Here is an 18227-nt window from a genome sequence, read left to right on the forward strand (position 1 = left end):
AAATTCAGTCAATGGACAACACGCGGCTCCAACCACCATATCGATATCGCGCCTTGCGGATCGGCTCCCGACTGCACGACCACCTGGACCCCAACCGCTTCCGCCGCCTGACCCTACTTGTGTTGGTACTCGCCGGGGTGAACCTGCTGCGCAAAGGAATGATGGGTTGACCGCCGTTTTTACAGCGGCTCGATGTCTCCGATCGCCTGCACCTCGTGGAATTGCTTTTCCCAAGCATCAAAGGTGCCCGCGGCAATCGCCTCACGCATCTCCTGCATGATCTGCTGAAAGTAGTGCAGGTTGTGCCACGTCAACAGCATGCCGGATATCATCTCGTTGCTGCGGAACACGTGGTGCAAATAAGCACGTGAATAGTTCTGACAGGCTGGACATGTGCAGGCTTCATCCAGTGGCCGCGGGTCATCCGCATGGCGCGCGTTTTTGATGTTCACAACCCCGCGGCGCGTAAACACCTGTCCTGTGCGGCCAGAGCGGGACGGCAGCACACAATCCATCATATCAATGCCGCGCTTCACAGCGCCGACAATATCACCCGGCTTGCCCACCCCCATCAGATAGCGTGGCTTATCCACCGGCAGCATATCCGGCGCGTAATCCAGACAGCCAAACATCTTTTCCTGCCCCTCGCCCACGGCCAGACCGCCCACAGCATAACCGTCAAAGCCAATCTCTTTCAGGGCCTCCGCACTCTCTTCGCGGAAATCCTGCTCCAGCCCGCCTTGCTGAATGCCAAACAGCGCATGACCGGGCCGATCTCCAAAGGCATCACGCGAACGCTGTGCCCACCGCATGGACAACCGCATACTCTCGGCAATCCGATCCCGATCCGCAGGCAACGCCGGGCATTCGTCAAAGCACATGACAATGTCACTGCCGAGCAGCTTTTGGATCTCCATCGACCGCTCGGGAGTCAGCGCGTGTTTGGACCCATCAATATGGCTCTTAAACGTCACGCCTTCCTCTGTCAGCTTGCGCAATTCAGCGAGGCTCATCACCTGAAAACCGCCGCTGTCTGTCAGGATCGGCCGCTCCCAGTTCATGAACTTATGCAAGCCGCCCAAATTTGAGATCCTCTCAGCCGTCGGCCGCAGCATCAAATGGTAGGTATTTCCGAGCAAAATATCCGCCCCAGTCGCGCGCACGCTCTCTGGCATCATCGCTTTCACCGTGGCCGCTGTGCCCACAGGCATAAACGCTGGCGTGCGGATGTCCCCGCGTGGTGTGTTGATCACCCCGGTGCGCGCTTTGCCGTCTGTGGCGTTGAGCGAAAATGAGAATTTCTGCGACATTCGGAACCTGTTCGGGAAAAATTTGACAAAGTTCCCCTTCCTTACGCCTTCAGTTCTGGCTTGTAAAACATCTGTCAGCCGCCATATTGCAACCCAAGGAAATACCAACGTTTTTGAGGGGGTCTGTCGTGAGCGAAGACTTTATTTTGAGCCTTTTGTCAGAAAACATCGTCCTTTTGCTAGCGGCCGTTTTCTTGGTTGTTGTGGTGCTGAAAGGCGTACGCATCGTGCCGCAATCGGAGAAACATGTGGTGGAACGCTTTGGCCGACTGCACTCGGTGCTTGGCCCTGGCATCAACTTTGTGGTGCCGTTTCTGGATGTCGTGCGTCACCAGATTTCCATCCTGGAACGCCAACTGCCCAACGCCACCCAAGACGCAATCACCAAAGACAACGTGCTGGTGCAGATCGACACCTCCGTCTTCTACCGCATTCTTGAACCAGAAAAGACGGTCTACCGCATCCGCGATGTTGATGGCGCCATCTCCACCACTGTGGCCGGCATCGTGCGCGCCAACATCGGCAAGATGGATCTGGACGAAGTGCAATCCAATCGCGCAAGCCTGATCGATTCCATCCAGCAAAGCGTAGAAACAGCCGTAGACGACTGGGGCATTGAAGTGACCCGTGCCGAAATCCTCGATGTGAACCTTGATCAGGCCACCCGCGACGCGATGCTGCAACAGCTCAACGCCGAACGCGCCCGTCGCGCGCAGGTCACCGAAGCGGAAGGCACAAAACGTTCTGTGGAGCTGCAAGCAGACGCAGAACTCTACGCTGCCGAACAAACCGCCAAAGCACGCCGTATCAGTGCAGACGCCGAAGCTTATGCAACCGAGGTTGTCGCCAAAGCCATCAAAGAGAACGGCATTGAGGCGGCGCAATACCAAGTGGCGCTCAAGCAGGTTGAGGCGCTGAACGCACTTGGCAAGGGTGAGGGCAAACAGACCATTGTGCTGCCAGCCGCCGCGCTCGAAGCCTTTGGCGATGCCTTCAAACTTCTGAAAGGATAAAACGATGGCCGACCTTCTTACAACATGGTGGGTCTGGCTCGCCGCCGCACTTATCTTGGCCATTCTCGAAGTGCTGGCCCCGGGCTTTATCTTTGTTGGCTTTGCCATCGGTGCAGCTTTTGTGGGCTTTGCCTTAATTGGCCCCCTACAGATGTTGTCGGTGCCAATGATTTTGGTGATCTTTGCCGCGCTGAGTTTGGCGGCATGGCTGGTGCTGCGTCGGGTGTTTGCGCTGCCCAAGGGTCAAGTGAAAACCTTTGATCACGACATCAACGACTGATCCATTCTGAATCAAACCATTGGGCCCATGCTTCGGTATGGGCCCTTTTTGGTTGAGCAGACCTCAGGTGCACCAAACGAGGCGCCCCAAGTGTGAACCACTGTAAGCTCTTGGCAAACAGCGCCCAAGTTGTAGCCTCTTGCAGAAACACATCTTACAAATGATCGTCGTGGCTTCTGCCGCCGTTGGTATCGGTGCCGCGGCCTATGCCAGACACCCTCAGACTGACACCTCAACAAGCTCTTCACCAGTTCATCACGGCGCGTGACAATGTCTTAGCTTCAATCATGAGTAAATGCGCAAAGTGGCAAACCAAGCTGGTCTCGCCGTAAACTCAAATACCTTCCGTGGAAACGCGTTCAGAAAATGTTGCGCACTTTTCTAGCCCGCCCTAGTCACCATTTCATGTTCAGTCAGCTCCGCGAACTTCATCACCTTTCAAAACCCGCGCCGCAACACATGTCCCAAATTCGCGCACGTCCCCCTCTGGACGTCGCTTGCCATATTTCCTATATGAAAAACTCAGGATTATTGCAGGATACAGCATGACACAGGCCCCAGATCCCGCCACCGGCGCCACAACCGATCCCGTCGAAGGCACACCATTGATCGCGCCCTCAAGCGTCGATCACCCTTTGCACGCGCAAGCGGTCGAGGCCTGTCGCAGTGTATATGACCCCGAAATCCCGGTAAATATCTATGATCTCGGCCTGATTTATACCATCGAGATCAACGAGGAAAATGACGTGAATGTGCTCATGTCGCTGACCGCCCCGGGTTGCCCTGTGGCTGGCGAAATGCCAGGCTGGGTGCAAGAGGCCATTGCGGGTGTCGGCGGGGTTCGCACTGTTGAAGTTGCATTGGTTTGGCAACCCCCTTGGGGCATGGAAATGATGAGTGATGAAGCCCGCCTAGAGTTGGGCTTTATGTGATCATTCAACGGATTAGAAAGGAACGCTGATGTTTGGCATTCCCGGAAAACAAGCGGTGAGTATGACACCCAAGGCGGCGACTCAAATTGCGCGCCTGATGGCCAAAGAGGGTCACGCAGGCCTGCGTATTGGTGTCAAAAAGGGTGGCTGTGCGGGCATGGAATACACCATGGATTACGTCACCGACACCAACCCACATGACGAGGTTGTCGAGCAGGATGGCGCCGTTGTGATGATCGCACCCATGGCGCAGATGTTTCTGTTTGGCACGGAGATAGACTATGAGGTCTCGCTCTTAGAGAGCGGCTTTAAGTTCAACAATCCCAATGTGGAAGACGCCTGTGGCTGTGGCGAATCCATCAAGTTCAAAGATATGGACGAGATGGCCGAACAGGTCGCAGCAAACGGTGCGCCAAAATTGAACTGACGGCCTTGACCTGACCTGCCCCACCCGTATGACTGGCACAACCATGTCATTCAGAGAGGGCACTCATGCGACGTAAGCTGGCAGCAGGAAACTGGAAAATGAACGGCACCGCCGCAGCACTGGCGGAGCTGGAAACGCTCACCGCGAAGGGCGCTCCAGAAAATGCACAAGTGTTGATCTGCCCACCTTCCACGCTGATATCACGCGCCAAAGATGTGGCAGGTGATATCATCAGCATCGGTGGACAAGACTGTCATGCGAACCAAAGCGGTGCCCACACCGGCGATGTGTCTGCGGAGATGCTGAAAGATGCCGGCGCCACCCACGTCATTCTGGGTCACTCTGAGCGCCGCGAAGATCACAATGAACGTGACGAAGACGTACGCATCAAGGCCAAAACGGCTTGGGATGCGGGCCTTGTCACCGTGATCTGCGTTGGTGAAAGCCTGTCTGAGCGCGAGGCCGACAACACACTCGACATCATTGGCGGCCAGCTTGCAGGCTCCATTCCGGACGGCGCAACAGGCGAGAACCTTGTGGTCGCTTATGAACCCATTTGGGCAATTGGGACCGGCAAGGTGCCCACACTCAGCCAAATCGGCGATGTACACGATTTCATGCGCGCCCGACTTGAGCGCCGCTTCGGCGAAGGCGTGGGCCGCACAGTACCACTGCTCTATGGCGGCTCTGTAAAGCCCGGCAATGCTCCTGAGATCTTTGCTGTGTCCAACGTTGATGGCGCGCTTGTCGGCGGCGCCAGCCTGAAGGCAAGCGACTTTGGCGCAATCATCGCCGCGCTGGACGCCAGCTGACCCAATGGCTGAGGCGCAGCTGTCCTCGCTCTATGCACGGTTCTCCGACCGCTGGCATCGCGACATCACGCGCCTTGGCTATCCTTCCGCCTACGACGAACTGATCGCGCGTCTGGCCGAGACGTCACAGCCTTCTACTGTACTGGATGCGGGTTGCGGCACCGGGGCCTTGGCCCAAGCTTGGCTTAAAACAGGGCAGCCTTACAGCGTGTTGACGCTTCTGGACACCTCCCAAGAGATGCTGATGCAGGCGCGTCGGAATCTCGCACATGTTCCAAAAATCGTGTCGCTGAACGCGGCATTGGGCAGCTCTGAAATCCAGCCAAATACCTGTGACCTTGTGCTTTCAGCACATGTGATTGAGCATTTGGACACCCCAGAGAGCGGCCTGAGCTGGTTCGCTCAATGCCTGCGTCCCGGTGGTCAAGTTGCGCTTTCGGTCAGCAAACCCCATTGGTGTACGGCGTTGGTACGCTGGCGGTGGGGACACAAAGCATTCACGCCCAACCAAGTGCAGAGCATGCTCACTGCAGCGGGCTTTGTCGATGTCCGCGCCCTGCCCTTCTCCAAAGGTCCCCCCAGTCGAACAAGCTACGGCTATATTGCCACGCGCGCTTAGCATGAAGGCCGCAATAAAACTTGGCCTTTCCAAACCTCTTCAAATCAAAACGACGCCCCAATTTGGAGCGTCGCTTCACAGTTTTCTATCAGGAGTTCCCAAAGGCGCTCCGTTTGCTCACCCGCCTATTTGGTGATGTACTCTGGCCCCATGACCGCGTTTGGCAACACAGTGGAAATCCAGGGAATATACGTGATCATGATCAGGAAGACGAAAAGCACTGCAAGGAAAGGCAAAGCCGCCCGCACCACAGCCATCATCGGCATCCCAGCCACGCCTGAGGTCACAAATAGGTTGAGCCCCACCGGTGGCGTGATCATTCCGATCTCCATGTTCACAACCATGATGATACCCAGATGGATCGGATCAATGCCAAGCTCCATGGCAATCGGAAACACCAAGGGTGCGACAATCACCAAGAGGCCCGATGGCTCCATAAACTGGCCACCGATCAGCAAGATCACATTGACAACAACCAAGAACATCACCGGACCAAAGCCCGCAGACAACATCGCATTGGCGATGGTCTGAGGCACTTGTTGCTCCGTCAAGACGTGCTTTAGGATCAAGGCGTTGGCGATCACAAACAACAATGTCACGGTCAGCTTTCCAGCCTCAAACAACGTGTGTTTTGTGTCAGCATGGAAAAAGGAAGTGATCAAAGCTTGTGGCTTGCGCAGAAGCGACACTTTTGTACCGCCGTTGTTGTCCGCGGCCAAAGGCCCCATGTCTTTGTAAACAAAACAGGCAATGAAAAAGGCGTATACAGCGGCAACCGCAGCGGCTTCCGTTGGAGTGAACACCCCACCATAAATCCCACCGAGAATAATCACGATAAGGAACAAGCCCCAGCCTGCTTCCATGCCGCTCTGCGCAATCTCACCAAAGCCCTTCCATTCGCCTTTTGGCAGGTTCTTGACCTTGGCCATCACATAGATGGTCACCATCAACATCACACCGGCAAGCAAACCTGGGATCACACCTGCGAGGAACATACGTCCCACAGACACTTCCACAGCCGCTGCATAGACCACCATCACGATGGAGGGCGGGATCAGAATGCCCAGCGTGCCCGCGTTACAGATCACACCGGCTGCGAATTCCTTGGTATAGCCCACCTGACGCATACCCGCGATTACGATGGAGCCGATCGCCACAACAGTTGCGGGCGAAGAGCCCGACAGCGCCGCAAACATCATACAAGCAAACACACCCGCAATCGCCAATCCGCCGGGCAAGTGCCCGACACAAGCAATCGAGAACCGGATAATGCGGCGCGCTACGCCGCCCGTCGTCATAAACGAGCTGGCCAGAATGAAGAACGGGATCGCCAACAGCGTGAAGTGCCCTTCAAAGGCTTCAAACAACGTGCCCGCGACCGAAGCCATCGTGGCATCGCCAAACAGCAGCAAAAAAAGGATTGAGCTCAAGCCGAGAGACACCGCAATGGGGACCCCGATCAGCAGAAGGCCAATCACCATGGCAAAAAGTAGTACGACAGACATCAGTCATGCTCCCCTTGAAGCGCGCGCACTTCTTCAATTTCGTCTTCCACCTCGTGGCTCGCCACCAATCGATCTGTCTCCCCCCGCCAAATGGCAAGCGACGCTTGCGCAAAGCGATAGACCAGCAAGAACATGGAGATCGGCAATACGATGTAGGGCACCACTTTGGGCAGCTTTTCGTATTCGTCCCCGTAGTTGATCAGATCTTCCAAGAAAGTAAAAAGGCCAATCATGGGCACATCTTGCACCTCATAAAATGACTGGCTGCGCGCCTTCATATCCAATCCGGTTGGAAACCAACGACCAGATGTTGGAGGCAGATCCGCAAACACTGCCCAATAGTCATACGCCCCTTTCAACATAAGAAGCGAAAAGACCATACAGGCACCCGCAGCAATCAGCCCCATGACACGCGCGGCCCCCGGGCTCACCATGTTTAGGATCGCATCGACCCCAAGGTGGCTGTGTTTTTTGACCGCATAGGCTGCGCCAAGCAGCACCAACCAGGCAAAGAGGAAGACGGTCGCCTCCAATGCCCAAAGAATGTTTGAATTGAAACCGAACCGGGCAACAACATTGGCGAAGGTGATCAATGTCATCATACCCAGAAGAAAGGCGATCAGCGTTTCTTCGATCCGGTCCACGAAGCTATGCTTGGTTTGCATGGTTCTGAGTCCCGTGAGTAGTGGTTGCAAAACGGGCGGGCCATTTGCGGCCCGCCCGCTCTGAAGGTGATCAGATTTGAGATCTGAGCTTAGCTGGCGGCGTTGATTGCCTGCGCAGCGTCGATGTTGTCTTGGCCAACATCATCAGTGAACTTCTCCCAGACCGGCTTCATGGCGTCGACCCATGCTTGGCGCTGATCTGCAGTCAGTTCGCGGATGGTGCCGCCTGCATCGATGATGGACTGGCGTGCTGCCAGGTTCACCGCTTCCGCTTCTTTGTTGCGGGTGTGGGTCACCTCTTGGAAGATGGTGATGAACTGTGTGCGCACATCTTCTGGCAGGCTGTCGAGCCAATCCACAGAGGTCACAACCAGATAGTCAAGAATGCCGTGGTTGGTTTCGGTCACGCCGTCCTGAACTTCAAAGAACTTCTTGCCGTAGATGTTGGACCAAGTGTTTTCTTGTCCGTCCACAACACCCTGCTGCAACGCGCCATACACTTCGGAGAAGGCCATTTTCTGTGGAGAACCACCCATGGCTTCCATCTGTGCCACAAGCACGTCAGAAGACTGCACGCGGAACTTCAGACCGTCCGCATCTGTGGGCAGTGTCAAAGGCACGTTTGCAGACATCTGCTTCATACCATTGTGCCAATACCCCAACCCCTGCAGACCCCGGCGCTGCATGCTGTCCAACATCGCCTGACCATTGTCAGATGCTTGGAACGCATCAACTGCGTTGATGTCTTTGAACATGAACGGCAGGTCAAACAGGCGGAACTGCTTGGTAAACTTCTCAAACTTGGACAGAGACGGCGCAGCCAGCTGCACGTCGCCTTGCAGCATGGCTTCCAGAACTTTGTTGTCGTTATAGAGTGTGGAGTTCGGGAAGACCTCCATGCACATTGTGCCATTCATCTCGTCATTCACGCGCTGCTCCAAAAGCGACGCCGCGATCCCCTTGGGGTGCTTGTCGGTGTTGGTCACATGGCTGAATTTTACAACAATTTCGCCATCATCACATGCAGCGGATGCAAAAGATGCTCCCATGGCGGTGAGTGCCAGCGCGGTGGCGGCTGTGGTCAAAAATTTCATCTGTGTTTCCTCCCAGAAATCTTCAATCATCTTCCTGCCCCGATTTGGTGCAGATGATGACAAAACAGTGCCTCTCGGCGAAAGCCCGCTCAACAGTTTCTTTTGTCTCCGGTGGAAGTATCAATTTAAATGTTTGTTTTCATAAATTTATGCATCGATAGCCTATCTCTCCGGCCGCGGTTCGAACACAGCTCGTGCGGTTTTCCGCACGTCGTCTTGCGGAGATGTGCGGAAAACCGCACAGAGTGAAGCAGCTCGCAAGATCCCAACACGCCTGCCAGACCAAGCGACAGCTTACAGTGTGTCGCCACAGCTGGGTATGTCTCAAGGCTCTCATCTTGAGACCGCGCGGCGCGACATCCAAGATGAGACCATCTCATGAGATCCGCAAAACTGCGCTCAATGGAAAACCAAAGCGGAGCATATTCTCAGTGCGCTGCGGTTTGCCGGATTGACCCCGCCCGCGAACGGCTTAGGCTGGCATCACAACCAACTCACTTCAGAGCGACATGAATGACGGACAGCCCGCGCCCCAAAGGAATTTCCCCGCAATCGCGCCGCCACAATGCGATGCGCAAAGCCGCTCTGGCCGCACACCCGGACTTGGCCAATTTGTCCGGAACACAGCCTTTGACCGCATTGGCTTTGCCGCTTCTATTGGCTGTACACTGGAGCCTGGCTTGGTGGGTGTCTGATCAACCTGTTTGGGTCATTGGTCTGAGCGCCTTTCTGATTGGTCAGCTCACCTATCACTCTGCCGCATCTTTGATACATGAGACCTGCCATAAATTGGTGTTTCGCAACCCGGTTCCCAAACTTGCCTTTGACCTTGGTCTCGAAGTCATCTTGACCTCTTATGGCAAACAGCTGACCTATCAGCATCAGCATGTCACCAGTCATCACCCGTTTGTGGGAGATTACGACAACGATTATGAACACGAAGACCTCTGCGCACTACAAGCACGGTTCTCCATCGGCAAAACCCGACCTGCGTTGCAACACGCGCTCACGGCACTAACGTTGTTTCTGCACGCGCTACCTCTGGGCTCGGTGGTTCTGGCCGACAAAATCCTACCACCGCTCTATGCTTGGGCCTCTGGGCGACCAGTGCAGGATCCTCAGGATCGCTTTAACGGGACCTCCCCGACGGCGTCGAACTTGCGCCCCTTTATTCTCGTCTCCGCGATCTCAAACCTCACGCTTCTGGCCCTTCTCGGCCCTTGGGCCCTGCTCTACCATCTATGGTCGCTGTCATTTTTCCTTGGTAAACTGGGTGTCTCAAACCTCGGCCAATCGCTTACCGAACACCCCGGGGACGACGATGAGAACCCCACCCGCTCAACCTATGGTCCCATAAACTGGCTGTTGTTTAACACCGGCTATCACAACGAGCATCACTCCTTTCCCACGGTGCCATGGACACGTCTGCCGACCTTGCACCGCACCGCCCCTGAGGTGTTTCATGCCAAAGCAGAGCAAAGCTACGCTGCGGCTTGGTGGGCCCATGTGCGTGGCGACTTTACCGCCTCACGTCGCCTGAAGCTGCACGCGCAAGATCACTTGGATCGGTGCAAAGGCGAAACGTAAACATTCGTGCCATGATTTGCCTCCCCGGTGCAGCACAGCTATACTGCGGCGCAGAAACGACAGCGAGCAGACACCCATGAAACTCTTTGTAGGCCTTGGAAATCCGGGCTCAAAATACGCGCAAAACCGTCATAATATCGGGTTTATGGCGATGGATCAGATTGCGTCCGACCATGGGTTTGCGCCCTTCAAAGGCAAATTTCAGGGGGCCTTGACCGAAGGTCGACTTGGTCGCGAAAAGGTGCTGCTGCTGAAACCTGAAACCTTCATGAACCTCTCAGGCCAATCTGTGGGTGAAGTCATGCGGTTTTACAAACTCACGTCCGAGGATGTGGTGGTGTTTCATGATGAACTCGACCTCAACCCCGGCAAGCTCAAATACAAGATGAGCGGTGGGCACGCGGGCCACAACGGGCTGCGGTCCATCCACCAACACATTGGCGAAACCTACGGTCGGGTGCGCATGGGCATTGGCCACCCAGGACGCAAAGAACTTGTAAGCGCCTACGTGCTGCATGATTTTCACAAAGCGGATCAAGACTGGCTAGACGACATGCTGCGTGGCATTTCCGATGGTGCGGCGCATCTGGCCGAAGGAGATCCTGCAAAGTTTTCAAACGCTGTGGCCCTGCGCCTCAATCCGCCGCGACCTTCAACCGGCAAAGCTGACCCGCGCGCGCAGCAAAAACCGCCTTCAAAAGACAAACCCTCAACCGAAAAGCCGGCCAAAGCGGAGCGGGAAATCGATGCACGCAGCCCCCTGCAAAAACTGATGGACAAGTTCTCTTGACAGGTCTTCGCGCCGCTTTCCTGTCACAAGCAGACAGTTGCGAAGCGCTAGAGAGCCCTTTTATGGGACGTATCTTGCGCATGCTGCCAGACCTGATGGCGGACACGTCCGACCTAAGCCGACGATGTGCCAGCTTTGAAGGTGAGCTCGGTCCCAGTGGTCACAGCTTGCCTTTGCGCATCGCCAGCGGTCTGCACGCTTTGGTTCTGCGGAGTGATGCTCCCAACCTCACCGCCGTTTACCCTCCCAATGACGTTTCAGATGACGTTTTGCGCACGGCTTTGCGTAACGCTTTGACCACACACGACACCTTTCTCACCAACTGGATCACCAACACACCGCAAACCAACGAAGTGCGGCGCAGCGCAGTTCTGATCGCAACAGCTCAGCTTTTGGCCGATCGTTTTGATCTCCCGTTTTCCGTGTCGGAAATGGGCGCCTCAGGCGGACTGAATCTGATGTTTGATCGTTTTCACCTTGCAGTGGGCAGCGGGTATGGCCCCCAAAGCAACGTTGTTCTCCAACCAGATTGGCGCGGTCCATTGCCGGTGCAGGCACCACTGACCATCGCCGAGCGCCGTGGCGTGGACTTGCATCCTCTGGATAGCAAATCACCTGAACACGCCCTGCGTTTGTTGGCCTATCTGTGGCCTGATCAAACCGAGCGCATGATCCGCACCCGTGCAGCCATCGCACTTCAAGACGCCCCAGTGGATTCGGGAGATGCAATCAACTGGTTGCAACATCGACTTCCAAATCACAAGGCCGGCCAAATTCATTTCATCTACACCACGGTGGCTTGGCAGTATTTCCCAGTGGACAGCCAGACCAAAGGCACCGCTCTGATCGCGGCTGCAGGTGCCAAAGCCACCAACGACGCACCATTGGCATGGCTGTCTTATGAAACTGATGGGAAAAAGAATGGCGCGGCGCTGACATTGCGTCTTTGGCCGGGCAATCACACCATCGAACTGGGCCGCGCAGATTTCCATGGCCGCTGGATCAATTGGACAGCGCCCACCCGCCTGCCCTAACGTCACCGTTGCGGCAATAGGTTTGAGAGTGCTCAACTCGCGCAGATCGTTTGAGCGGTGAGATGGGGAGACATCATTGATGCGTAGTTTTGGCAAGTGGCTGGGTCGGGTTCTGGTATTTTTGGTACTGGTGGCAGCAGCGATCTACTTTGTGAAACGAGAAGAAATCACACGCCTTTTGGCTGTGAATTCTCTTTTTGCCGAAGAAAAAATTGTCAGTAACTTCTCCCATATGGACACACTTTTCCTTTCCGCAGAGGTGCCCAAAGGAGAGTCACCTGCCAGCCCTTTGCCTCAAGGCGTCATGATGGAAATGCCAGAAGGCTTTGACACATGGCTCACCGCACGTGCGGTCACCAGCTTTGTGGTCTTAAAGGACGGGGGCATTGTGCATGAGAGCTATCATCAAGGCACCACAGCCGAAGATCGCAAGATCAGCTGGTCAGTGGCCAAATCCTATCTCTCCTCTTTGATGGGGATTATTGTGGATGAGGGTCTGGTAAACTTGGATGATCCGGTCACCAAATACGCACCAATTCTTGAAGGCTCCGCATATGATGGCGCCTCTGTGCTGAACGTATTGCAGATGTCGTCGGGTGTTACATTCGATGAAGATTACTTGGATTTTAATAGTGATATCAACAGAATGGGGCGCGTTCTTGCATTGGGCGGCACCATGGACGGATTTGCCGCAGGTCTTCAGGAGACCTTCGTCGACCCCGGCGTGCAGATGCAATACGTGTCCATTGACACCCATGTCCTCAGCATGGTGATCCGCGGGGCCACAGGCCGATCCATCCCCGATTTGCTCAGCGAAAAAATTATCGCCAAGCTGGGTTATGAACAAAGCCCCTTCTATGTCACCGATGGTGAGGGTGTGGCCTTTGTGCTTGGTGGTCTCAACATCCGTGCGCGCGACTACGCCCGTTTTGGCCAGATGGTTTTGCAAGAAGGTTCCTACAACGGGCAGCAAGTGGTGCCCGCCGATTGGCTTGCCGCCGCAACCGTGCCCAGTGCAAAAACCAAACCCGGCAAACTTCACTACGGCTACCAATGGTGGATGCCCAAAGATCCGCGCGAGGGCGAGTTCTTTGGTATCGGGGTCTATGGTCAATACATCTATATCAACCGCCCCGCAGGGGTTGTGATTGCCGTGAACTCCACAGATCGCAAGTTTAAAGAAAGTGGCGTAACCGACGGCAACATCGCCCTGTTCCGCGAAATTGCAGCAACGGCGCAATAAGCCTAAGCCTGAGCCGCTGGACAGCCTTAAAGCACGAACCGCGCTCAATTCGCATGCGCGGTTCTGGTTCTTTGTACACACATGTTTTTGTTGATCCCTAGTTTGCGTTGCCCAAAGCAAACCACCTGTGCAAAGCTGCCTCCATGATAGAGAAAGATGCATCCATCAATGTGTTGGGCGGCGATCTATCGCCCTGCTCCAGTGACCCGGTTACCGGGTTCTTCCGGGACGGACATTGCAACACCTGCGCACAAGACACCGGCAGCCATACGGTCTGTGCAGTGATGACCGCCGAGTTTCTCGCCTATTCCAAATACGTGGGCAACGACCTGTCTACCCCACGCCCTGAATTCAATTTCTCAGGACTAAAACCAGGCGATCAATGGTGTCTTTGCGCCGCGCGGTTTCTGCAGGCCCATGACGAAGGTTGCGCCCCCAAAGCCAATCTTGAGGGCACCCATCAGCGCGCGCTCGACATCGTGCCGCTGCGTGTGCTTCAACAACATGCGGTGACGGACTAAGTCGCCTCCGCCAGGAGATCGTCCAAAAACAGGCTCATCAGTTGCGCACGGCCTGTCACACCGGCTTTGCGATAAATCGCATTGCACTGTGCCTTCACTGTGCCCTCCGATGTATTGCGCAATCCAGCGATCTCTTGAATCGACATGCCTTTGATAGAAAACAGCGCCACATCACGTTCGGCAGGAGTCAGACGCCATTCCGTGAAACTCGCCTCCATGTGATCGCGAAATGCCAATTGCACCTGCGCGAGGCTGGCCTCGGCCCGAGCACGCGCGCGCATCGTTTGCCGCATCGCCACGCCACCCAGAACCGCGCCGAGCAACAGGCCCAGCGCAGCGCCGATTTCCAACATCTCGCGAAATTGCCAAGAGATTGGTGCGCTGCGTGCACCAACAAGCGTCAAAACGATATCGCTGAGAAAAAACAAAGCGAACAGGCATTGCAGCGCCAACAACGCAAACAGCAGAACAGCAGACTTCACAGCACGCCCTCAAATGGCTCACCAACCCCGTCAGTCATCGTGACGATCATCTTCGTCCCCGTCTGTATCGGTACGGTCGCCGTCGTCGCCGGTTTCGCCATGATCTGAGCCATTCCCTCGCCGATCTCCGTCACCGTCACGCTCCAAAGGTTCCGCCGGTGGCGGTCGAGGTCGCTCATCTCTCTCGTCGCCCCCCGAAGGCATTGGTGCGCGGCGAACGTCTTCCTCATCGTCGCGCTTCGACCCGCCCAACACATGATGATCGTCATCATCCTCCCAGTAGTCGCGCAAAATCTCCCCAGTGCGCGGGTTCACAATGATTTCCCGCTCCATGGTTCCCTTGTATGCCTCAATCCGCATACGCCCCAGCCACGTCCGGCTGACTTCGATTTCCGTGTAGCCTTGAGACTTTAAATGGCGAGCGATGGCATCCGTCCGAGACTCAGCAAGCGCCGCCCCAGCAAAGAGGGTCACCACCGCCGCCGCGGCTGCCAATTTCAAAGTCATAATTTGCATGCACGGGTTCCTAGTTTGGTCGGCACCGGGGGACGCGGTGCCGACCATCTGAAGACTTTCTCGACCTGATATCATTTAACCGAACCGTGAGTGGATGGCAAAATCAGGTTTCCACTTCGGCTTTCACCCCTTACGCGTCTTCAGTTTCCTTCGAGATGGCATCGTCATGATCTTCGACGTCATCAGAAGCCTCATCACCGTCGTCATCGTCATCGTCGTCGTCGTGGTCGTCATCGTCATCGTGGTCCTGCTCAAACTCCTGCGATACAACCTCCTCAGTGGCGGCCAGATAGATAGTCTCAACCTCTTGGCCGTCTTTCTTACCTTCAACTTTCAGCTGACCATCAATCAGCGCAATTTCGATGTCGGTGTATCCGTCAGCCACCATGGCGGCCTCGATGCGCTCAGCAAAGGTCTCAGCGTGCACCTGTACGCCCAAACCAATGGCAATTACGGATGATGTCAAAAGAATGCGTTTCATAGGGTTCTCCTAAATTTTGGTATGGCACACCGTGAGTGGCGTCGCTGTCCATACTTGGGAGGACTCAGTGCCTTCGCCTATCAGCCGCGCGTTTATATGCCTGCCCTCTTTCCCCAGGTTTACGCCTCTAAACAAAAGTTTATCCTCTGCCATCACAACACAAAACGCCGCCGTTTTGCGGGTTGGTCATCCTGGCGCACACGCGCGTCTCTGGCACCCGCGCCAAAATCTGGTGACGACATGTATTGAACCCGCCGTGCGCCTCCCACGGTGCCTGCAACCACTTTCACCTGCACTTCGTTTAAGACGCATTCAACGTCACGATATCCCTGAGTCTGCATCGACGACGCAACCTGAGCTGCCAAACGAATGGTCCGTGCCAAAGCGGTCTCATTTCGTGTTGTCGGCTGGGCCGATCTCTTTGGCGACGTCATGGCACTCTCCTTTATTCAAGTCTTTGGCCCTTGGTTTGGTCAAAGGTCCTGCTGCCAGACTAACGCGTTTCCCCAAACGCACACCTGTGCGTCGGTAGAGGTTTTTATCTTTAGGTTAGTTTTGCGCGCAAAAGAAAAAGGGCGCCCTCAGCAAGCGCCCCTCCCTATCATCAAAATCTGCAAAGCCCTTAGTCGGCCGCACGCCCTTCAGTATCGGACATGTCAAAGCCAAGATGGCGCGCGACGGTCTGCACGTCTTTGTCGCCACGTCCACACATGTTCATGACAAGGATGTGGTCTTTGGGCAAATCACCCGCAATCTTCATGACGTGTGCAAGCGCATGGCTTGGTTCCAATGCCGGAATAATGCCTTCCATGGAGCAAGAGAACTGGAACGCTTCCAAAGCTTCTTTGTCGGTGATCGACACATATTGTGCGCGACCGGTGTCGTTCAGCCAGCTGTGCTCAGGGCCGATACCCGGGTAATCCAAACCGGCAGAAATTGAATACCCTTCAAGAATCTGGCCATCGTCATCCTGCAATAGATAGGTCCGGTTGCCATGCAGCACGCCCGGGCGCCCGCCAGTCAGCGACGCGCAATGTTCCATTTTTTCATCCACGCCGCGTCCACCGGCCTCAACACCAATGATGTTGACCTCTTTGTCATCAAGGAACGGATAAAACAGACCCATCGCATTGGAGCCACCGCCAATCGCTGCAATCACCGTATCCGGCAAACGACCCTCGCCTTCTTGCTCCGCCAACTGCCAGCGCACTTCTTTGCCGATAATAGATTGGAAATCTCGCACCATTGCCGGATAGGGATGTGGTCCTGCCACGGTCCCGATACAATAAAACGTGTCGCGCACATTGGTCACCCAATCACGCAGCGCATCATTCATCGCGTCCTTGAGCGTGCCACGACCAGACGTAACTGGCACCACTTCTGCACCCAGCAACCGCATACGGAACACGTTGGGCGCTTGGCGCTGAACATCATGCGCGCCCATATAGACCACACACTTCAGGCCAAACTTGGCACAGACGGTGGCTGTCGCCACACCATGCTGGCCCGCGCCGGTTTCGGCAATAATGCGTGTCTTGCCCATGCGCCGCGCCAAAATGATCTGGCCCAACACGTTGTTCACCTTGTGGGCACCCGTGTGGTTCAACTCATCTCGCTTCAGATAGATTTTTGCGCCGCCAAGCTCTTCTGTCATCCGCGATGCGAAATACAGCGGGCTGGGACGTCCGACATAGTGTTTCCAAAGGTCGTTCATCTCCGCCCAGAAAGTCGGATCATCCTTGGCCTTTTCATACTCGGCCTCCAACTCCAAGATAAGCGGCATCAGCGTTTCGCTTACAAAGCGCCCGCCAAAGTCGCCAAACCGCCCGTTCTCGTCGGGACCAGTCATGAAGCTGTTGAAAAGATCGTTGGACATATGCGTCTCTCCCTTGCGTCGCATGTACCTAAAACGCCGCGCATAGGGAGAGCAAGCGCAAAGCGCGCTGACATGGTGTCGCCAGACAAAAGGCGTCTCAATCCCGCGCGGTCAGGATCTTCGCCACAGCATCCAGTGCCGCGCGAATAGGCGGATCGTGGCGCGCCTCATGATGACACACCAGCCACTCGTCATTGGTCAGCTCTTCAATCACCGGACTCACTTGGTGCAGCCCCGGCATGTCAAGCGCGGCAGTTGTCGAAACCACAATCCGACCCACCCCGGCCTGTGCCAAATGCATCAACGTAAAAGGAGAGCTCGCTGTTGTGAGAATTTCATCAGCATGGTTCGCATGTATCCAACGCGTTGACGCCGTCGGGTCTGGGCCTTGTCGAAAGGTCACATACCCCGTCACCTGCTCAGAGCTCGCAAACTCGGCGAACTCAACTTTCCGCGTTCTGCGCCCGGCCAACCACGGCTGGTCCGGTCGCCGATTGCGCACGCCAATGTCCGCATCCCGGCGCGCGATATCAAGCATTTTGGACCCTTCCACAAATTCCAGGCGCCACGGATCCTTCTGGCTCCATACCGTTGCTAAGCGGCGCGCAATAAAACCTGCCGTCAGGCTCCCCGCCGTCAGACGCACACGCACCGCCTCCGGGTTGCTCAGCACCCGCGTAAGCCGTGCACGCACCGCCCGTAGATCGTCCAATTGGTCCAGCAATGCACGCCCTTCAGTGGTCAGCGCATATCCGCGTGGCCCGCGCTCAAAAAGCTTGCGCCCCAACTGTCGCTCCAACGCGGCCATCTTCCGGCTAAGGGTTGGAACGGTCGCGCCTGTGCGCCGCGCCGCGCCCGCCAAACCGCCGGTCTCAGCCACATCCACAAACAAAGCCAAATCATCTAAGGGCGGAGATTGTTCCATTTTTGAAATTAAACTCTCAGATTATCACTCTGATATTGAAATAACACTGAAGGCATACTGGTCAAGATAATTCTCCTCAGGAGTCCTCCCAATGAACCTCGTTTACCCTCCAAAA

At 55.6% G+C, this 18227-nt stretch carries 21 protein-coding genes; 11 read left to right on the forward strand and 10 right to left on the reverse strand.

The genetic code is table 11. The features are described from left to right. Positions 1–179 precede the first annotated feature (179 nt). Positions 180–1310: a tRNA guanosine(34) transglycosylase Tgt gene (gene tgt, locus ABWV47_RS18035; protein ID WP_353314416.1), complete on the reverse strand. Its 1131-nt coding sequence runs from the start codon at positions 1308–1310 to the stop codon at positions 180–182. A gap of 128 nt (positions 1311–1438) precedes the next feature. On the opposite strand from tgt, the gene ABWV47_RS18040 reads away from it, so the two are divergent. The 6 genes from ABWV47_RS18040 (at position 1439) to ABWV47_RS18065 (ending at position 5393) form a co-directional block, all read left to right on the forward strand. Then, complete coding sequence (locus ABWV47_RS18040; protein ID WP_353314418.1) at positions 1439–2323, forward strand: SPFH domain-containing protein; 885 nt, start codon at positions 1439–1441, stop codon at positions 2321–2323. A gap of 4 nt (positions 2324–2327) precedes the next feature. Further along, complete coding sequence (locus ABWV47_RS18045) at positions 2328–2603, forward strand: NfeD family protein (protein WP_353314420.1); 276 nt, start codon at positions 2328–2330, stop codon at positions 2601–2603. A gap of 545 nt (positions 2604–3148) precedes the next feature. Next, positions 3149–3535 (forward strand): SUF system Fe-S cluster assembly protein, encoded by a 387-nt coding sequence (locus ABWV47_RS18050; RefSeq protein ID WP_353314422.1) that lies wholly within the window; start codon positions 3149–3151, stop codon positions 3533–3535. Positions 3536–3563: 28 nt separating this feature from the next. Beyond that, positions 3564–3962, forward strand: a complete 399-nt coding sequence (locus ABWV47_RS18055; protein WP_353314424.1) for a HesB/IscA family protein — start codon at positions 3564–3566, stop codon at positions 3960–3962. A gap of 65 nt (positions 3963–4027) precedes the next feature. Continuing rightward, positions 4028–4774, forward strand: coding sequence for a triose-phosphate isomerase (gene tpiA / locus ABWV47_RS18060; protein ID WP_353314426.1), 747 nt, complete (start codon positions 4028–4030; stop codon positions 4772–4774). A 4-nt stretch (positions 4775–4778) separates the two neighbouring features. Further along, a complete protein-coding gene (locus ABWV47_RS18065) occupies positions 4779–5393 on the forward strand; it encodes a class I SAM-dependent DNA methyltransferase (RefSeq protein ID WP_353314428.1) in 615 nt (204 codons plus the stop codon). A gap of 125 nt (positions 5394–5518) precedes the next feature. On the opposite strand, the gene ABWV47_RS18070 is transcribed toward ABWV47_RS18065, so the two are convergent. From ABWV47_RS18070 to ABWV47_RS18080, 3 genes are all read right to left on the reverse strand, one after another. Next, positions 5519–6898 carry a TRAP transporter large permease gene (locus ABWV47_RS18070; RefSeq protein WP_353314430.1) on the reverse strand — a complete coding sequence of 460 codons (1380 nt, stop codon included), beginning with the start codon at positions 6896–6898 and terminating at the stop codon, positions 5519–5521. Continuing rightward, on the reverse strand, positions 6898–7563 hold the full coding sequence (locus tag ABWV47_RS18075; RefSeq protein WP_353314432.1) for a TRAP transporter small permease: 666 nt from the start codon (positions 7561–7563) through the stop codon (positions 6898–6900). Before ABWV47_RS18075 ends, ABWV47_RS18070 begins: the two co-directional genes overlap by 1 nt. Positions 7564–7652: 89 nt before the next feature. Further along, a complete protein-coding gene (locus tag ABWV47_RS18080) occupies positions 7653–8657 on the reverse strand; it encodes a DctP family TRAP transporter solute-binding subunit (RefSeq protein ID WP_353314434.1) in 1005 nt (334 codons plus the stop codon). A 513-nt stretch (positions 8658–9170) separates the two neighbouring features. Between ABWV47_RS18080 and ABWV47_RS18085 the strand changes: the two genes are divergently transcribed. The 5 genes from ABWV47_RS18085 (at position 9171) to ABWV47_RS18105 (ending at position 13832) form a co-directional block, all read left to right on the forward strand. Further along, the gene (locus tag ABWV47_RS18085; protein WP_353314436.1) at positions 9171–10244 is read left to right on the forward strand and encodes a fatty acid desaturase; all 1074 of its coding nucleotides are present in this window, start codon (positions 9171–9173) and stop codon (positions 10242–10244) included. Between the two features lie 76 nt (positions 10245–10320). Further along, positions 10321–11034 carry an aminoacyl-tRNA hydrolase gene (pth, locus tag ABWV47_RS18090; protein ID WP_353314438.1) on the forward strand — a complete coding sequence of 238 codons (714 nt, stop codon included), beginning with the start codon at positions 10321–10323 and terminating at the stop codon, positions 11032–11034. Continuing rightward, positions 11031–12068: a DUF2332 domain-containing protein gene (locus ABWV47_RS18095; protein ID WP_353314440.1), complete on the forward strand. Its 1038-nt coding sequence runs from the start codon at positions 11031–11033 to the stop codon at positions 12066–12068. Before pth ends, ABWV47_RS18095 begins: the two co-directional genes overlap by 4 nt. A gap of 79 nt (positions 12069–12147) precedes the next feature. Next, on the forward strand, positions 12148–13311 hold the full coding sequence (locus tag ABWV47_RS18100; RefSeq protein ID WP_353314442.1) for a serine hydrolase domain-containing protein: 1164 nt from the start codon (positions 12148–12150) through the stop codon (positions 13309–13311). 143 nt (positions 13312–13454) lie between these two features. Continuing rightward, positions 13455–13832, forward strand: a complete 378-nt coding sequence (locus ABWV47_RS18105) for a DUF2237 family protein (protein ID WP_353314444.1) — start codon at positions 13455–13457, stop codon at positions 13830–13832. Here the strand turns inward: ABWV47_RS18105 and ABWV47_RS18110 are convergent. The 6 genes from ABWV47_RS18110 to ABWV47_RS18135 form a co-directional block, all read right to left on the reverse strand. Further along, positions 13829–14314: a helix-turn-helix transcriptional regulator gene (locus ABWV47_RS18110; RefSeq protein WP_353314446.1), complete on the reverse strand. Its 486-nt coding sequence runs from the start codon at positions 14312–14314 to the stop codon at positions 13829–13831. The two genes, ABWV47_RS18105 and ABWV47_RS18110, sit on opposite strands and share 4 nt — an antisense overlap. A 30-nt stretch (positions 14315–14344) precedes the next feature. Then, a complete protein-coding gene (locus tag ABWV47_RS18115) occupies positions 14345–14830 on the reverse strand; it encodes a hypothetical protein (RefSeq protein WP_353314448.1) in 486 nt (161 codons plus the stop codon). A gap of 130 nt (positions 14831–14960) precedes the next feature. After that, complete coding sequence (locus tag ABWV47_RS18120; RefSeq protein WP_353314450.1) at positions 14961–15311, reverse strand: hypothetical protein; 351 nt, start codon at positions 15309–15311, stop codon at positions 14961–14963. 152 nt (positions 15312–15463) lie between these two features. Further along, a complete protein-coding gene (locus tag ABWV47_RS18125; RefSeq protein ID WP_353314452.1) occupies positions 15464–15745 on the reverse strand; it encodes a hypothetical protein in 282 nt (93 codons plus the stop codon). A gap of 188 nt (positions 15746–15933) precedes the next feature. Continuing rightward, positions 15934–17187: a tryptophan synthase subunit beta gene (gene trpB, locus ABWV47_RS18130; RefSeq protein ID WP_353314454.1), complete on the reverse strand. Its 1254-nt coding sequence runs from the start codon at positions 17185–17187 to the stop codon at positions 15934–15936. 97 nt (positions 17188–17284) lie between these two features. Then, positions 17285–18112, reverse strand: a complete 828-nt coding sequence (locus ABWV47_RS18135) for a LysR family transcriptional regulator (RefSeq protein WP_353314456.1) — start codon at positions 18110–18112, stop codon at positions 17285–17287. Between the last annotated feature and the right edge of the window lie 115 nt (positions 18113–18227).

Source organism: Shimia sp. NS0008-38b (assembly GCF_040370365.1).
Taxonomy (GTDB): domain Bacteria; phylum Pseudomonadota; class Alphaproteobacteria; order Rhodobacterales; family Rhodobacteraceae; genus Shimia.

What these genes read in the sequence shown, in the direction of transcription:
- tgt (WP_353314416.1), bottom strand. Translation starts at nt 1,310, where the DNA reads ATGTCGCAGAAATTCTCATTTTCGCTCAACGCCACAGACGGCAAAGCG.
- ABWV47_RS18045 (WP_353314420.1), top strand. Translation starts at nt 2,328, where the DNA reads ATGGCCGACCTTCTTACAACATGGTGGGTCTGGCTCGCCGCCGCACTT.
- ABWV47_RS18050 (WP_353314422.1), top strand. Translation starts at nt 3,149, where the DNA reads ATGACACAGGCCCCAGATCCCGCCACCGGCGCCACAACCGATCCCGTC.
- ABWV47_RS18055 (WP_353314424.1), top strand. Translation starts at nt 3,564, where the DNA reads ATGTTTGGCATTCCCGGAAAACAAGCGGTGAGTATGACACCCAAGGCG.
- tpiA (WP_353314426.1), top strand. Translation starts at nt 4,028, where the DNA reads ATGCGACGTAAGCTGGCAGCAGGAAACTGGAAAATGAACGGCACCGCC.
- ABWV47_RS18065 (WP_353314428.1), top strand. Translation starts at nt 4,779, where the DNA reads ATGGCTGAGGCGCAGCTGTCCTCGCTCTATGCACGGTTCTCCGACCGC.
- ABWV47_RS18070 (WP_353314430.1), bottom strand. Translation starts at nt 6,898, where the DNA reads ATGTCTGTCGTACTACTTTTTGCCATGGTGATTGGCCTTCTGCTGATC.
- ABWV47_RS18075 (WP_353314432.1), bottom strand. Translation starts at nt 7,563, where the DNA reads ATGCAAACCAAGCATAGCTTCGTGGACCGGATCGAAGAAACGCTGATC.
- ABWV47_RS18080 (WP_353314434.1), bottom strand. Translation starts at nt 8,657, where the DNA reads ATGAAATTTTTGACCACAGCCGCCACCGCGCTGGCACTCACCGCCATG.
- ABWV47_RS18085 (WP_353314436.1), top strand. Translation starts at nt 9,171, where the DNA reads ATGACGGACAGCCCGCGCCCCAAAGGAATTTCCCCGCAATCGCGCCGC.
- pth (WP_353314438.1), top strand. Translation starts at nt 10,321, where the DNA reads ATGAAACTCTTTGTAGGCCTTGGAAATCCGGGCTCAAAATACGCGCAA.
- ABWV47_RS18100 (WP_353314442.1), top strand. Translation starts at nt 12,148, where the DNA reads ATGCGTAGTTTTGGCAAGTGGCTGGGTCGGGTTCTGGTATTTTTGGTA.
- ABWV47_RS18105 (WP_353314444.1), top strand. Translation starts at nt 13,455, where the DNA reads ATGATAGAGAAAGATGCATCCATCAATGTGTTGGGCGGCGATCTATCG.
- ABWV47_RS18115 (WP_353314448.1), bottom strand. Translation starts at nt 14,830, where the DNA reads ATGCAAATTATGACTTTGAAATTGGCAGCCGCGGCGGCGGTGGTGACC.
- ABWV47_RS18120 (WP_353314450.1), bottom strand. Translation starts at nt 15,311, where the DNA reads ATGAAACGCATTCTTTTGACATCATCCGTAATTGCCATTGGTTTGGGC.
- ABWV47_RS18125 (WP_353314452.1), bottom strand. Translation starts at nt 15,745, where the DNA reads ATGACGTCGCCAAAGAGATCGGCCCAGCCGACAACACGAAATGAGACC.
- trpB (WP_353314454.1), bottom strand. Translation starts at nt 17,187, where the DNA reads ATGTCCAACGATCTTTTCAACAGCTTCATGACTGGTCCCGACGAGAAC.
- ABWV47_RS18135 (WP_353314456.1), bottom strand. Translation starts at nt 18,112, where the DNA reads ATGGAACAATCTCCGCCCTTAGATGATTTGGCTTTGTTTGTGGATGTG.